The 17400-nt window shown below is 37.8% G+C and carries 6 protein-coding genes; all 6 read left to right on the top strand.

The window, feature by feature from the left end; all coding sequences use genetic code 11:
• Nucleotides 1-24: 24 nt before the first annotated feature.
• Nucleotides 25-369 (top strand): hypothetical protein, encoded by a 345-nt coding sequence (locus ACLCDL_RS04180; RefSeq protein WP_423147018.1) that lies wholly within the window; start codon nt 25-27, stop codon nt 367-369.
• 425 nt (nt 370-794) lie between these two features.
• The gene (locus tag ACLCDL_RS04175; protein ID WP_423147017.1) at nt 795-5111 is read left to right on the top strand and encodes a DUF5977 domain-containing protein; all 4317 of its coding nucleotides are present in this window, start codon (nt 795-797) and stop codon (nt 5109-5111) included.
• 305 nt (nt 5112-5416) lie between these two features.
• Nucleotides 5417-11914, top strand: coding sequence for a PKD domain-containing protein (locus ACLCDL_RS04170; RefSeq protein ID WP_423147016.1), 6498 nt, complete (start codon nt 5417-5419; stop codon nt 11912-11914).
• Nucleotides 11915-11930: 16 nt separating this feature from the next.
• Nucleotides 11931-12221, top strand: coding sequence for a hypothetical protein (locus ACLCDL_RS04165; RefSeq protein WP_423147015.1), 291 nt, complete (start codon nt 11931-11933; stop codon nt 12219-12221).
• A gap of 595 nt (nt 12222-12816) precedes the next feature.
• On the top strand, nt 12817-13740 hold the full coding sequence (locus ACLCDL_RS04160) for a hypothetical protein (protein WP_423147014.1): 924 nt from the start codon (nt 12817-12819) through the stop codon (nt 13738-13740).
• 127 nt (nt 13741-13867) lie between these two features.
• Nucleotides 13868-17400: hypothetical protein (locus tag ACLCDL_RS04155; protein ID WP_423147013.1), on the top strand; the 3533-nt coding region annotated here is incomplete at its 3' end.

Genomic DNA, 17400 nt, shown 5'->3' with positions numbered 1-17400 from the left:
CTAACCAATAAACTCTCATTTACTATGTCATTGCAATTCTTCATTCGCCTGGAGACCGTGGATTTTCTTATCCGAACAAAAAGTACCGGAAGTCCTTCCGAACTTGCCTCTCATTTAAATATTTCACAACGTGCTATGTATGATTTTTTGGACGTCATGCGAGCCCTTGGTGCAGATATAAAATATTGTAAGACCAGTAAGAGTTATCTATACACCAACGATGGATCTTTCTCGGTCCGGTTCCAAAAGGTGGTAGAAGACAAAGGAACTGAACCAGAAGAATCACCGGATGAAATCAAAAGAATTATTGCAAGATTAATTGAAGCAGATATTCCTATGTATTCAGATGTTATGATGTTATTAGCATAGCTGGTCTTAAGCCGTTTCCTGCTTCCGAATTTGGCGATTGAATCCACGTGAAGAAATCTCTCTTTTTATAAATGTATATTAATGAAACGAGAAGAATTAGGTCTCTTAATCGGGTAATTGTAGATCAAGCATGTATCTGTTCAATTCTATAAAGTATAAATCAACTAGCAATTTATAGGAGTTAATGCACGGATATTAGTAATGCTAACGTAAGAGTAGAGTTAAACTATTTTTATCAAAGATTTTAAATTTAACTTGCGTATTCGAATAATACGTAGCCCTTCACTAGCGAATCTTATTTTCAATTTTGTTCTAATAAGAAATCTTTTCAGCTTTTTCCTTCCTGTTAAAATCTTTTCATTTTTTTCTCCACTGCAGTATGACTGCAGTCTGCTTTCCCATATTTGTAAGGTTAAAAATTAAAAATGAAGCGCTCCAGTATTTTTTTTAAAATTTGTATTACACTTATCTTATTCTCTTTAAATTCCTACAGTCAATCTACAGGTTCTTACACTGAGCTAAACAAGAAAATTATTCCTCAACCGCCTAATGTAGCTTCTCTGTTGAAATTTAATGAAGTACCTGTCAATTCTTTTAATGGCACTGCAGATATCAGTATCCCATTATTTGATATAAAAGAGAATAGTATAAGTCTTCCTATCAATTTAAGTTATCACACGGGTGGGATTAGAGTAAATGAGGAGGCCTCTTGGGTAGGTTTAGGGTGGAATTTAGGCATCGGAGGAGTAATACAGGAAATTATTGTAGGCGAACCAGATAATGAGACTAATGGGTTCTATATGGATGATTATGATTCAGCACCAAAGCCTTATTCTTCATACCACTATAATTTTGGCAGTTCTACTAATATTGTTGAAGCAGGTTTATGTTATAATAATTCGAACGGTCAAGTAACTTCTTATCCGTATGAAAAGGTAAATAAAAGTAATTTTGAATATGACTTATTCTCATTTAATTTTGGTCACTATTCAGGTAAGTGTATATTTCCTGATTTGAAAAATGGTGTCTGTTTAGATAAACAGAATATCATCTTGAGAAAAAACAACTCTACGACTACTTCTATCGAAGCTATTGCTCCAGATGGGACTCAATTTATTTTTGATATAATTGGATATACTTCTACTCCCAGAACTTGCGAAGAACCAACAAAACAACCTGTCATTTCACGCACATGGTATTTGAGTAAAATCATCTATCCGGATAAAAAAGAAGTCAGTTTCAGCTATACTAAAACTACCTCAAGAACTTTACCCACCTTAAATGAAAGTTGGTCGAAAATCGACTTTGGAGAGAGTTACAAAGGGCTTAATATTTCCACAATAAACAGATCACAGAATTTTAGCACCGTTGAAAACTATTGGTTAGATGAAGTTAAGTTTCCAACAGGTAGTCTTAAATTTTTGGTAAGTGGAAGGTTGGACATGGAGAATACCAAGAAGTTGGATGCTATTAAACTTTATAATAACATTGATCCAAATGTACCAGTTAAACAAATTAATTTCCAATACGATTATTTTAATTCTGCCCCTGTTTCCCAAGAGAATGATTGGACTACTAGTAGTTCCATTTTTACCAGTAGTTTATGTGCGGGTCAAACTCCGTATAATCCCTCGGATGATAATAAAAAAAAGAGATTAAAGCTACTGAAGGTTGAAACATCGGATGGATTTCAAATAACTAATCTTCCAGCTTATAAATTTGTTTACAATTCGACTCTTCTTCCTCCTAAAACTTCCCTTTCTCAAGACTTATGGGGATTTTATAATGGGGCGAACGCAAATACTAATTCATTGCCAGATTATAATAAGTTAGGTTATTGGGATAGCAATATACCTTATTCTGCATTAAATGCTGGTACCCCAAGTGGTTTAGCAAGGCGTAGCTCTAATAAAGTTTATATGGAGGCTTCATCCCTAAAAGGAATTCTCTATCCAACTGGCGCCTATACTGCCTTCAGATATGAATCTAATCAAATAAAAAGTAGTAATTTGAGTTTTACAAATGTTACTGATAAAACTGTAAGAGTAATAGATTATGGGGTAGGAGTAGATCAGAAGATATTTGATATTCCGGATATCAATTACCAAGTAGCAGGAAATCCTTCGAAAATACATATTACTTTATTCTGCTGCGGATACCGTGTGGCCAACTGTGCAAATAGTACATGTACAACTTATAACATTAACGCTCCTAATAAAGGTCTTTATGCTACTCTTGAATATTTTGATACCACTTTGAATCAATGGACGCTTACTCCTGATCATACTTATGATCTATCAAAAGCAATTGTTCAGGAAGGATATGGGGATCTTGATATCCAAGAAATTTTGAAACCGGGGAAATATCGGCTTACAGCTAATTATCCGGACGATTCTCCACTTACAACTGACTATAGTAAAACCATAGCTTCAATTGCAGTGACTTATAAAGATTTCCAATTGACTGACACGGAGCCAATAACTGATGTGGGAGGTCTTCGGATAAAATCAATAGTAACATATAATACTGATGGAAACATTAGTTCCAACCGAAAATACGAGTATAAAGGAGGTAAGCTAATGGTGAACCCTTTGTTTTATAGGGTTTACACTCCCACTAATGCCTCAACATTCGTAAGTGCAGATTGTCCCGCCAATCATCAGTATGAAAATATATTTAATGATATTATCGCATGCTCAACCTCTCAGATAGAAGGTTATATTCCTGCAGCTTACATAAATTACTCCGTTTTGAGCTTATATTCAAACCCAGTCGTTAATTATAGTTATTCTGCAAATGGAGCTTTAGTAGGTTATGATACAGTTTCTATTAGTTATGATGATGATTCTAGTAACGGCAAATCTGAACTAATCTATAACTGCTTCTCCGATAATTCCAATACTTATTCGGCTTTATTAATGCCAGGTGTTCCCAGTTCTCCTGTTTTCCTGAATGGAATGTTGAAAAAGCAAATCGAATATAAAAAGCAGGGTGAGATTTATATCCCGGTTCATTATGTGGAGAATGATTATAATCTTTCTGAAGGAAGTCAGTTCTGGTGTTTCAAGTCTGAATACCATCCTCCTTATTCATATGGTAGTATTTCTGCATCAAGTCCAACAGCTCCTTGTTTGATATATGCCAGTGGAGTCTTCAATCCAAGCCAGTTACTCCTATATTTTTACCCTATTAAAATTGCCAAAGTTAATTTAATTAAAAAAATTGAGGGCTTATATGATGTCGACAACATTATTATTAATACAACTGCGTACAATTACAATAAGTATCAGCAACTTGCACTTGTCCAATCTATCAATAGTAGTGGAGAAATTATAAATGAGCAAACTTATTATCCTTCTGATTACTCAGCTTTAGGGGATTTTACTGACGGTATGAGAAGTAAAAACATGCTGGATTATCCCATTGAAACTATTAAAAAAGTAAACGGGAATACTGTAAGCGCAATTTATAATGAGTATGGTTTTCATGATGGTCTTATCAGTTTAGCCAATATTTATACTATTACTCCCATTGCTCCCTTAGTTAATTTCTCTAGTTCTGTGCCATCCAATTCTAGAGATATTCAATACAATGTAAATCCTGCTATCTCATATAAATACGATATAAGTGGAAATGTTGTAGAGGCCCAGGCAGATGGCGACAGCAAAAAAGGTTATTTGTGGGACTATAATTATTGCTACTTAATCGCCGAAGCATCAAATGTTGCGAACAATGATTACGCGTATACAAGTTTCGACTCGGATGGCATGGGTAAATGGAACCTCCCGTCGACAATTAGAGATATAAGCCAAGGTTATAGTGGTAGTAAATCTTATAATTTAAGTAACGGAGCGATCTCGAAAACAGGACTTAATACATCAAAGAGTTACATTGTTTCTTATTGGACTAAAAGTAGTACATCAGCAACTGTTAATAATATGCAAGGAACTTTGTTAAGGAATTCTAATGAATGGAATTACTTTGAGCATACAGTTCCTTCTGGAACATCTAGCATTGATGTCAGTGGTTTAATTGTAATTGATGATATCAGATTAATTCCTTCGGATGCCGAAATGACCACTTATAATTATAAACCATTAGTTGGATTAACATCACGGACAGATCAAAAAAGTCTTACCTCTTTTTATCAATATGATTCTTTTAATCGTTTAAAGCAGGTCAGAGACCAAGATGGCAATATTGTAAAGAGTTTTGATTACAACTATAGTAAAAATTGGGATGGGTCTAATACAAAAACTTTTTCTAATATCACTTTAACAAAAAATTTCACCAAAAATAACTGCGCTAGTGGTGCTGGTATCGGCACCATTGTTCCTTATACTATTGAAGCAGGAACCTACACTTCTATAATTCATTTTGGCGAAGCCAATGAACAAGGATTTGCTGAAATTGAAGCTAAGGGACAGGAATATGCCAACACCAAGGGACTATGTGTTACGCCTGAATGTACCAAGCCTGTAGTTCAGTCTGTTACTAACGGGCCCAGCTTAGACATAACAGTTAGTTGTTATGGAGCTTCTCAGTATGCTAGCAGCCAAATATTATTTATTTCAGATCCTGTTACCGGGGAGATATATAAAAATGTTACGGTGCCTGTGAATGTAAATGCGATATCCACTACTGTTCCCAATAAAGGGAGAACCTATCGATTTAAGTTGATGACTACCGGAACTTATTGTAATGCTATTTCTTCTGATTTGAAAGACATATACATACCATAGTAATCTTATTGTAATTCCCTGTTTGTAGAAATTTCAATTTATTAATAAATATGAAAACTAAAAATTCTATGTTCTTTAACATCAGTTTGAAGACATTCTTTTATATTTTTTTAGCCCTTCTAATAAGTAAACAAAACTATGCTCAATGTATAAATCAGTATTCGATAACTGGCGGAGGAAACGTTTGTAGTCCATCTACTAGCTTGTATCTGAGTGGATCACAAGTTGGCGTTACGTACCGAGTTCGAGTAGGATCTACTTATGTGGGCAACACTGTTCAAGGAACCGGAAGTTCACTTTTATTAATGAACGTTACCTCAAGCGGAACCTATATTGTTGATGGCACGGGAAGCTGCGGTACAGCCACAGTGGGGGGGAGTAGTGTAACTTTCTACGGGAGCCCAACCGGGTATATAACTGGTCCTTCTACTCTCTCTAATGGTCCTAGCGCTACTCTTGTAGCTAATATTACTAATTATTTTACAAGCACCAATGGCCAGCCATATTATTATCAGTGGTTTAAGGAAGGAACTCCTGCACCTGTAGCTAGCGGTAATGCCGCTAGTTCTTATACTGCAACATCTCCCGGAAACTATTCTGTCGTCGTAAATAAATGTGGTAATGCTACCTTTAACTTTACATTAGGACCAAATAAAGTACCAATAGTTAATGCGGGCTCAAACAAAATTGTTCATTTGCCCGCAACAAGTGTTACTTTAAGCGGATCAGCTACTGATGATGGAACCATAAAGTCTTATAGCTGGAGTCGTGTTTCAGGAGGTACAGTAACGATAGGTACTCCTGCCAGCAGTTCTACAACGATCAGCGGATTGGGAGCAGGAACTTATGTGTTCCGTTTGACAGCTACTGATAACTTGAATGCAAGTTCAAGTGATGATGTGACGGTAATTGTAAATCGTCTTCCTGTTGCCGATGCTGGACCAGACTTAACTGTTCGAACCAGTAGCGTCACAATCAATGGTTCGGCAACAGATGCAGACGGAACAGTGGTGTCTGCAGTCTGGTCGAAGATTTCTGGGCCGGCAGTATCAATGCCGGGAAGTGGTAATGCGGTAATGACTATTAATCCAATTCCTGTTGGTAATTACGTATTTCGATTAACGGTGACAGATAACAATGGAGGGCAATCCGTAGACGACGTAAGTGTGAAGGTAAATCAGTTGCCGATAGCCAAAGCAGGAGCTGATCAAGTAGTGCAATATCCGGGAGGGGCAACAACGTTAAGTGGTTCAGGAACGGATAATGATGGAACAATACAAACGTATACCTGGACAAAAGTTTCAGGTGGGGCAGTTACGATAATAAATAATACACCTACGGTGGTTACTTTGAGTGGTATGGTTCCTGGAGCGTATGTGTTTCGATTAACAGTGACAGACAACATGGGAGAAACTGCCTCCGATGATGTTCTTATTACTGTAAACAATCAACCTACCGCCAAGGCGGGAGTAGATCAAGTAGTGCAGTTACCGACAAATAGTGTGACATTGAGTGGGAGCGGCTCGGATACAGACGGAACAGTGGCGAGTTATGCTTGGACTAAATTGTCGGGAGGAGCTGCAACAATAACAAGCAGTAGTTCAGCAATAACAACAGTGACTGGATTAATTGCGGGTACTTATGAATTTCAACTTCAGGTAAAAGATAATAATGGGGGAAGTGGAACCGACAGGGTGATAGTAATTGCCAATACGCCGCCTGTAACAAATGCGGGCTCAAACAAAATTGTTCATTTGCCCGCAACAAGTGTTACTTTAAGCGGATCAGCTACTGATGATGGAACCATAAAGTCTTATAGCTGGAGTCGTGTTTCAGGAGGTACAGTAACGATAGGTACTCCTGCCAGCAGTTCTACAACGATCAGCGGATTGGGAGCAGGAACTTATGTGTTCCGTTTGACAGCTACTGATAACTTGAATGCAAGTTCAAGTGATGATGTGACGGTAATTGTAAATCGTCTTCCTGTTGCCGATGCTGGACCAGACTTAACTGTTCGAACCAGTAGCGTCACAATCAATGGTTCGGCAACAGATGCAGACGGAACAGTGGTGTCTGCAGTCTGGTCGAAGATTTCTGGGCCGGCAGTATCAATGCCGGGAAGTGGTAATGCGGTAATGACTATTAATCCAATTCCTGTTGGTAATTACGTATTTCGATTAACGGTGACAGATAACAATGGAGGGCAATCCGTAGACGACGTAAGTGTGAAGGTAAATCAGTTGCCGATAGCCAAAGCAGGAGCTGATCAAGTAGTGCAATATCCGGGAGGGGCAACAACGTTAAGTGGTTCAGGAACGGATAATGATGGAACAATACAAACGTATACCTGGACAAAAGTTTCAGGTGGGGCAGTTACGATAATAAATAATACACCTACGGTGGTTACTTTGAGTGGTATGGTTCCTGGAGCGTATGTGTTTCGATTAACAGTGACAGACAACATGGGAGAAACTGCCTCCGATGATGTTCTTATTACTGTAAACAATCAACCTACCGCCAAGGCGGGAGTAGATCAAGTAGTGCAGTTACCGACAAATAGTGTGACATTGAGTGGGAGCGGCTCGGATACAGACGGAACAGTGGCGAGTTATGCTTGGACTAAATTGTCGGGAGGAGCTGCAACAATAACAAGCAGTAGTTCAGCAATAACAACAGTGACTGGATTAATTGCGGGTACTTATGAATTTCAACTTCAGGTAAAAGATAATAATGGGGGAAGTGGAACCGACAGGGTTTTTATTAACGTTTACAATCCCATAAATCCCGGGAGCATTAGTCCCACATCAATCAGTGTTAACTACAACACTAGTCCAGGGCAAATATCAGGAACGGTGGGTACAGGTGGCGATGAGAGCTTTTCTTATCAGTGGGAAACTTCTTCGGATAACTCTAACTGGACTCAAATTATTGGTCAGACGGGCTTAAATTATATTCCTGCAAAATTGACCAATTCGGTTTTTTACCGCCGGAAAGTTAGTACTGGTTTTAGTTCAGCTTATACTAATACATCTTTTGTCAACGTTTATCCTCAATTTCTTTCAGGTTCCGTTTCCCCAACAGCTGTTACAGTTATCTATAATGAGAGTGCGGGCCCTTTTACCGCCACCATTCCAACTGGTGGTAAAACAGACGATTATATTTATCAATGGCAAAGTTCAATAGATAATCTTAACTGGAAAGACATTCAAGGGAAAACTTCTCTTCAAATGGTCTCAGATCCAATAATTACAAAAACTTATTTTCGTCTCGCTCAAATTAGTAATGGGATAACAGCTTATAGTAACGTGGTGGAAGCTAGTATCGATGTGTGTTCAAGCATTTCCGCGAATCTAACCGATTTTGAAAATTATGTTATTACGTATACTCCTACTGAAGCTGGTATTTCTGATCTGAACGGTGCCGAAGCTTGTAAGACCATAAAAGAAGTTCAATATTTGGATGGTTTGGGAAGAATTGTCGAAAATATTAACATCGCAGCAAGTCCTTCTTTTCGAGATATTGTTCAAATCTATGAGTATGATATTTTTGGTAGGGAATCCAAAAAGTATCTACCCTATGTAGATGATGAAGTGTTGAACGGAAACTTCAAACAAAATGCCTCCTTAGCACAAGCAAGATTTTATAATCCTGTTTCTCCTGTTCCAAATGTGAGCGCCAAGGTATCTTTAAGTGATTTTCCCTATTCAGAAACAAATTATGATAATTCACCTCTTAATCGTTCGGTTGAGCAAGGTTTTCCAGGCGAATACGGGCAGCTTTCTACAAGTACTACAAACAGGAAAGGATATTCTGTAAAATATGAATATATCAGTAACAATAATATCTCATTTGGCCAGTCGGGAGAGAATTTGAACAATAGTAGAAAAGTTTTTCAATACAAGGTAAATATTACGGCGGATGGAACTCGAAGTTTGACCTATGGTACTGTTACTACTTATGCAGACGGAACCCTTTACGTTTCAATCACTAAAGATGAGAATTGGATAGTAAGTGATGGCAGAGCCGGTACAGCAGAAGAGTACAAAGATAAAAGTGGGAAAGTTATCTTGAAACGTACTTTTAATAAAAATGCGTCGATTATAGAAATGTTATCCACCTATTACGTGTATGACGATTTTGGAAACCTGTGTTTTGTGCTTCCTCCCGGAGTTAATCCCGATTCAGGAACGTTACCCTCAACCACTGCCTTAGCTAATTTTTGCTACCAGTACCGGTATGATGAACGGAAAAGAATGATAGAACGGAAAATACCCGGTAAACAGGTAGAATACTTTGCTTACAATAAACTGGATCAATTAGTTGCCTCACAGGATGCCCGCTTGAGAGGGTCGAAATATTGGGCTTATACAAAATATGATGCGCAAGGAAGGGTTATTGCCACTGGTTGGTGGGGAGATGGTGCAGTTTATAGCCAGGCCGCACTGCAGGCTAAAATAGATGCCGTTCCTGTTCTGTGGGAAACTAGGGCAGCACAAGGACTTGGATATGATAATACAGCCTGGCCTGAAGGTTCTATTGATTTTTATTCTGTGAACTACTATGATGATTATGATGTTTATAATCTTCCGGCAGAAACTTATGATTATGTTAGTTATGGAACTAATGTAAAGAGTAATGCAACGAAAGGATTATTAACGGCAACATTGACCCGTTCAGTTCAAAATAGTACCAATAAATGGATTGTAAACTATTATGACGAAAAGGGAAGAGTGATACAGGTGAAGAAGAATAACCATTTAAGCGGAACTGACAGGGTGGATAATGTTTATAATTTCACAGATCAACTAGTACAAAGCCAACGTACTCATACTAAAGCAGGTGCTATCACCACTATCCTTACTTCTTATACCTATGACCATATCGGTCGGAAGATTGACACAAAAGTGAAGATCAGCACAAATCCGGAGGTTACTATTTCTCATAACGAGTATAACGAACTCGGACAATTGGTGGATAAGAAACTGCATCAGAAAAGCGGACAAAGTAAATACCTTCAGAGTGTTGATTACCGGTATACTATTCGAGGCTGGCTAAGTTCTATAAATGACCCTGCTTTAGCTGTAAATTCGCTTAATGACGATGATGCAACTACAGATGATGATAAATTTGGAATGTCTCTAAGTTACGAGAATTCAACTATTCCTTCCTACAATGGAAACATTGGCAAAATAAACTGGAAAACGAATAAACAGGTTCAGCTTAGTTTTGATTTCCGATATGATAAGCTTAATAGGTTACTTCAAGCAGAATCTTCTACTGTAGCAGGAACGAAAGACCGAAATTATTCAGAGTATTTAGATTACGATAGGATGGGTAATATTGTCACTTTAGGAAGATATGCTAATATTAGCGGAGTAAGGAATCAGATCGATAGCCTAATGTATTCCTACAGCGGAAACCAGCTGACCAGAGTAGATGATATCAGCTCGAACACGAATAGAACCTTGGGCTTTAATGACAACGGAAGTATGCTAGCTAACGAGATAGTTTATGACAGTAATGGGAACCTCGACAAGGATATGAATAAAGGAATTTCCGATATTCATTATTCTGTGCTTAACACGATTGATGCCATTACATTTAGTAACGGAGATAAGATTGAGTACGAGTATGACCGGCTCGGAGCAAAACTAAAGAAAAAAGTAACTATTGGAGGAGTAGTAACATCAATTACAGATTATATTGATGGCATCCAGTACGACACACCTCAGGGAGGAACAGCTGCATTAAGTTTTATCCAGACTGAAGAGGGAAGAGCGAGGTGGAATGGTACGGCTTATATATATGAATATGATTTAAAAGATCATTTGGGAAATACCCGCGTTACTATACAACCGACAGCAGATGATGCAACAGAAAGTACGGCAACAGTAGTTCAGGAAAATGGTTATTATCCTTTCGGAGCCGATATGCCTAATTTAAACTATACACTGGGTGTTAAGAATAGGTATCTTTATAACGGGAAGGAATTGCAGGAAGAGAAAGGGCTAAATTGGTATGATTACGGGGCTAGATTTTATGACCCGGTGATAGGTCGTTTTACTACTGTTGATCCTCTCGCAGAGATGTATCAGCATTGGTCACCGTATAACTATACAACCAATAATCCATTTTGTAACATAGATCCAGATGGAAGATCTCCCCAATCACTTACTTCAAGGTATATCGATCCCAATGGTAACACAATTCTCAATACCAATGATGGTAGAGATGACGTATTTATGGTTCCATGGAATAGGATTAATGAATTTAAAGAGAATGCGGAAGTATCGGGACAGGAATATACCGATCGAATTGGTTGGAATAACGTATGGAGATCCCAATTTAAAAAAGTGGCAACTGAAGCACAACTAAATGAGATAGGATATAACGGTTTGCACAGTGAGGAGGCAAAGGATATAAGCGTCAAAATGTTTGTTACTAAGGATTACGGTCTTCTTGATGATTTAAGTTATGCAGAGCTTAAAGCGCAATGGAATGATCCAGTCTTAGTTGTGGGATCTTTATTAGCTTTTGCGCATGCAGGAGTAGGAGTGGCGGAGGATATAGCTACTCCCAAATACGCTTCAAGGGTAAGAGCGAGAGGAGTGGAAGATCCAAAGAGTCATAATTTTCCCTATAGTTTTGATAAGGCAATTTTATCAACGAAACCTAGGGTTACAAGTAGTGGATATAAAATCTACACATTGGAGGGAATAATGAATGATAAACAAGGTGTTTTTGAAATTGGAGTCAATAAAAATGGTGTTATAGATCATCGTTTTTTTAGGCCAAGTAAATAGATTAAGTAGTAAAGTAATGAAATATTTAGTTATTGATGCACAGTTGCACGGCACAGGAATACGAGACCACTATGAGGGGGGGTATATCGATCCTCATACGCTAGCCTTAACTGATGATATTATAAATAGAATTAATGAATGGCTAATTAAATATGAGGAAGAACACTACAATTCATTTGAAGATGAAGCCACGATAAATATTCTTGATAATGAGGGTCTAGAAATTGCAACCAAAATTAAAAAACAACTTCATGATGCAAAAATTTATTATTATTCAGCTGCAAGAATGACAAAGGTAGATGTTTGAAACACAAAGGCCTAACTCACGCTAAGCTTTTGTTATTTATAGCGCAGTAGCATCTGCGAAGGAAGTGCTTAAACTTTTTTTGTTGAGCATGCTAATAATCTTAAAAACTACTGTGCGGTCATCCTTATCTTCCAATTTGGCTTAAGTTTGCGCAAAGTTTAGAGTTTGGGCCAACATAGGCTTTTATACTTCTGTAAAAAACTGGAATACAATCAATTGGTCAGCGAAGCACTGGCGCAATAAATGGAAACATCAGTTCTTTGAGCTGACAAACCCATTTACTTACACACTGGGCCAAGAGTCCAAAGATTAGGCCTCGAATATTATTCGCTTAACCCCTTCATTCTACAATGCGGTCTCGACACGTATCTTGATCTAACGCTCCTACCTTGACTAAAGCTATAGAATAAAGGACCTAGCAAATTTGGCAAGACTTTATTATACTACAATTTCAATTCTATTTTACTTTGACGGTACCTTTATTACCCGCCAGGGAAAAAAGTTCCCGTATTACTAAAAATAATTTCTACACTGCAGTTTAACTGCAGTGTAATATTTTATGTTTACGCAATAAAATTAACCTCAATTATTTCATATGAAAAAAATAGCTCTTCTTTCTGCTGCTTTATTCAGCCTGACTACTGCTTTTGCACAAACCGACGATATCGTTCATAAAACTGGGAATGAAACTATAGACGGTAATAAAACCTTTACCGGTACTACCAGTTTAAGCAACACGACCTTTGGCGCCGGTATCTGGACTCCTTACTTGAATGATGTTTCTGTCACCGGAAACTATAAAGTTGTGACCAGGAATAAAACAACCGGTAAACTGGAAACAATTGAGCCTATTGCTCTGGCAGGTGGGGGCTCTTTGGATGAAAGCGGATTAGTCCACAAAGAATTAGAAGAGACCATTACAGGTTCAAAAACCTTTAATGGGAATACTACTTTTAATACTACTCATTTTACCGGGCCTACTTATTTTACTACCATTTACGCACCCTACCTGAATGATAATTCTACGGCCGGTAATTACAGGATAATTACCAAAAATCAAACTACCGGCAAATTAGAATCTATTGATCCGACTGTACTTGGAGGGGGAGGCGGAGTTTCAAGTGGGGCTTCTAAAACGGCTGATGAAACGATTTCAGGTAGCTGGAATTTTACGAATAATATAGGGATTGGTATTGCAAACCCCACAGATAAATTAGCTGTAAATGGTCGGATACGTGCTAAAGAAATTAAAGTAGAGACTGCAAATTTCCCGGATTATGTATTCCGAAACGACTACCCCTTGCTCTCTTTGTCAGATCTTGAAAAGTTTATAAAAGCGAATAACCACCTGCCCGAAGTCCCGTCAGCAGCCGAAGCAGAAAGAAACGGAGTTGATCTGGGAGAAATGAATAAAATCTTGTTGAAGAAGGTTGAAGAACTGACACTGCACTTGATAGAGCAGAATAAAGAAATTTCTCACCTGAAAAAAGATATCGAAGCATTAAGAAAAGTTAATTAAAGGTGTACCGAATCGGTTTTCTGAATCCTATTTATTAAAACGACTGGAAACATATTCCGTACATATAATTTTTTCACACCTACGGTGACTACAACAGTAGTTTTAATGTAGCACTAAAATAATTAAAATGATTAAGAAGTTTTTTTCCATTTTACTTTGCCTTTTTTCTTTTTTAAAAGCCTTAAGTCAAATTACCGGTACACTGCAACCTGTAGTTCCTCCATCTCCAAATGCAGCTGCACTTGGAAAATATGCTGATATCCCTGTTAGTTACCACACGGGTGTTCCTAATATTTCAATTCCCATATATGAATTAAAAGAAGGAAGTTTAACTCTACCCATTAGTTTAAGTTATCATGCCACCGGAATAAAAGTAGCAGAAACTGCTTCGTGGGTAGGTTTGGGGTGGGCCTTAAATGCCGGAGGAATAATTACGAGAACAATTATGAATGTTCCGGATGAAGGAAAGCCCAATGGCTGGTATTATCCTCATCCTGGGCAGGGGTATTATCAGACGGGGCACACTCTTGTACCTGATGTCTGCATCTGTTCTGATCAAGTAGCTCAATTAGAAGAATTCAAGCGGACAGCAAAGAAGATTGTTGATAATGAACCAGATATATTTTTCTTCAATTTTAACGGTTATAGCGGCAAGTTCATGTTTAAAGTAACTAAGAATACTCTAGGACAACTTGAGAGGACTCCGATAATGATCCCGGCTTCTGATATAAAAGTACAAGTTAATAACAGTGCTTTTAGTTCATTGACTTTAACAACCCCAGATGGTGTAAAATATTTTTTTGGAGAAAATGGGGCTAAAGAAAGTTCTGCAACGTATTTTAATTACTATCCGGACAATGACTATGATCATACAATATCGAACTGGTACTTAACAAGAATAGTATCGCCTGAAGGAAGAGTAATTAACTTAGAATATGGTGCAAGTGAGGAATATACATTCCCTGATCTAGCCCCTGAAAGATTAATTGGTGTTCCTCCCACTGATCCATGTAAGTCATCCTCAGGAAAAGACGTCAGTATTACAGCAGTAAAAGGGAAAAGACTAACTAAAATAACAGCTTCTAATGTTGAAATTGAATTCTCAGCAGAAACAGCCCGGGCAGATCTTGCGGCAAACAATAAACTAGATTTTCCTGCTGACCAAGTAAATTCAACCACATACGGTTCATTGTTACCCTTTGTTCCGAAACGATTAGACCGGATAATTATTCGAAACACTTTTTCAGGGAACCTTATCAAAGAGTTTGCATTTGCCTACAATTATTTTAGCAGCAGCACTGAGTCTGGGACTACGATCCGAAATGGAGGTAGTTTTCAAACGGATATTAAAAGATTAAAGCTTCTAAGTTTAACTGAAAAATCTTCAGGGGGAGCCTCTTTACCACCCTATGTATTTGAATATGATGAAACTAGTTTGCCCAGAAGAATTTCAACCTACCAGGATACTTGGGGATATTTCAACGCGAAAGGAAAGCCAACTTTAATTAATGCTTTTATTTTGTGTGGAACAACTTCCGACTCATTTGAACCTAATCCCTACACCATCCAGGCCGGACTTTTAAAAACGATTACTTATCCTGTGGGTGCCAGAACAGAATTTACATATGGTCTTCATAATCCTAAAGCAGCAGGTCTAAGAATAGAAAAAATAACTACAAATGACGGTTTGGGAAATATAAAAACTAAGGAATATCTGTATGAAAATGGGGTGGTATTCTCTAATCCGGTGTATGTCATGGATATCTATTGGAATCAGAGTATGCAGGTAGCCGGGCATCCAGTCTCGTTCTTTCCTAAACCTGATGCTTTTTTTGGCGATCCAGCGCCAAAATTTGAAATTTTTTCTTCATCCAGTGTCATCCCTATGCAAACTACTCAAGGTAATTCTATCGGTTATCAAATTGTCAGGGAAAAAGAAAGCGGAAACGGAGAGACCCTGTATTTGTATGACAGGGGATTGAATAGTGATTATACAAATTTGCAATATCCTCTTATCGCTGGAAGTCCTTATTTTGATGGCTCAAGCGTTGGCTATCCTACTAGTTATTCACAGATATTTAGTTATAGATGGAGGCCGCCCCTCTATAAATTCAATCGTGGTAATTTATTAAGGAAAGCGGTTTTAGACGAGGCGGGAAATACTCTTTATGAAGAAAACTTCCAATATGAACCAGAAAGCCAGAATGTAACAGATACTACTTTTAAAGCTACCAAGGTTGAACTCTTTACAGACGCAAATCAAGATGAATTTGTCATGTTTAGCCACTATCCGATCTTTTTAGGGAAAAGCAGGCTAGTTCAAAAGGAAGAAAAAGTATTAAATAAACCCAACAATACTTATTTAATTACAACAACTGATTATACATATGGTAGTAATAATCATTTACTAGCAACCGAGATCAGGAAAAGCACGAGTACCGGAGAACAGTTAGTAGAAAGAACAAAATATTCTTTTGACTATAAGGATGAATTAGGTAATACAACTGGTAATACATCAGGTATTAGAAAATTAGTAAGTGATCATATTCTCACCCCAATTGAGAGCTATACCTATAAACAGAAAACCGATGGAACCAATAAGAGAGTTATAGCAGGCTCATTGAACCTTTACCAGGAAACCGCTTCAAACCCGAGTGAAATAAAAGCACTTAATTTAACTTCACCTATTCCTTTAAGCGGAACAAATGCGTATCAGCCTTCTGTAATAAATGGGACTGGTTTTTTTGCGGATACTCGTTATAAATCCAAAGTGAAGTTTAATGGTTATGACGATAAAGGGAACCTTTTAAGTCAGCAGAAAGATAATAATCCGTCCAAATCATATTTATGGGGATATAATAAAACATTTCCTATAGTTGAAGTTATAAATGCACGAAATGATGTTACGGTAACATCTAATCCCGGCACCCAGGCAGGGTCAATTATTTATAATTCCGGTAATGCAAGTCAAACTAAAACTGCAAGCTTTACAACAACAAGCGCAGGTACAATTAGCCTGAATATATCTTTTGGCAGCAATCCAGGTGCATCAGCCTCTGCCAGTTACGATTATAGTCTTATTGGTGATAATATTAACGAAGCCGGTACTTTATGCATCAGTGTGAATAGTACTTGTAGTAATTCCAGTATATCTTTTGTCAATATACCTTCAGGTACCTATACATTAAAGACGATCTATAATACAAATACCGCTGCTTCAACTATTAATATCAATTATTCCTATCCTGGAATAGAGACAACCAGAACGGAGTTTAAAGAGTTCTATTTTGAAAACTTTGAAGAAGATGGAGAGGCTTCATCCGCACGAGCACATACCGGCTTAAAGTGTAATTACGACAGGTCTTTCCCAGTTCTTTTTAGCCCACCGAATAACACCCGTCCTTATATTATCAGCTGGCATCAATGGGATGGTACAAAATGGGTATATAAGGAAGAAACTTATGCCGGAGGTAAAACCTTTGCCTCTGTATTATATGTAGATGATATCCGTGTTTATCCCAAAGATGCACAAATGACTACTTATACCTATGAACCTCTTGAAGGAATGACGAGCAGGACCGATGAGAAGGGGCAGACGACGTATTATGAGTATGATGATTTCCAGCGATTGGCGTACATTAAGGATCAGTACGGGAATAT

Origin of the sequence: Rubrilithobacter danxiaensis, assembly GCF_047272945.1 — a bacterium.
Classification (GTDB): domain Bacteria; phylum Bacteroidota; class Bacteroidia; order Sphingobacteriales; family Sphingobacteriaceae; genus Rubrolithibacter; species Rubrolithibacter danxiaensis.
This window is presented reverse-complemented; position numbering and strand designations above follow the sequence as displayed.

Excerpts from the sequence above, each read along its gene's own strand:
- ACLCDL_RS04180 (WP_423147018.1), top strand. The coding sequence starts at position 25 with ATGTCATTGCAATTCTTCATTCGCCTGGAGACCGTGGATTTTCTTATC.
- ACLCDL_RS04175 (WP_423147017.1), top strand. The coding sequence starts at position 795 with ATGAAGCGCTCCAGTATTTTTTTTAAAATTTGTATTACACTTATCTTA.
- ACLCDL_RS04170 (WP_423147016.1), top strand. The coding sequence starts at position 5,417 with ATGAACGTTACCTCAAGCGGAACCTATATTGTTGATGGCACGGGAAGC.
- ACLCDL_RS04165 (WP_423147015.1), top strand. The coding sequence starts at position 11,931 with ATGAAATATTTAGTTATTGATGCACAGTTGCACGGCACAGGAATACGA.
- ACLCDL_RS04160 (WP_423147014.1), top strand. The coding sequence starts at position 12,817 with ATGAAAAAAATAGCTCTTCTTTCTGCTGCTTTATTCAGCCTGACTACT.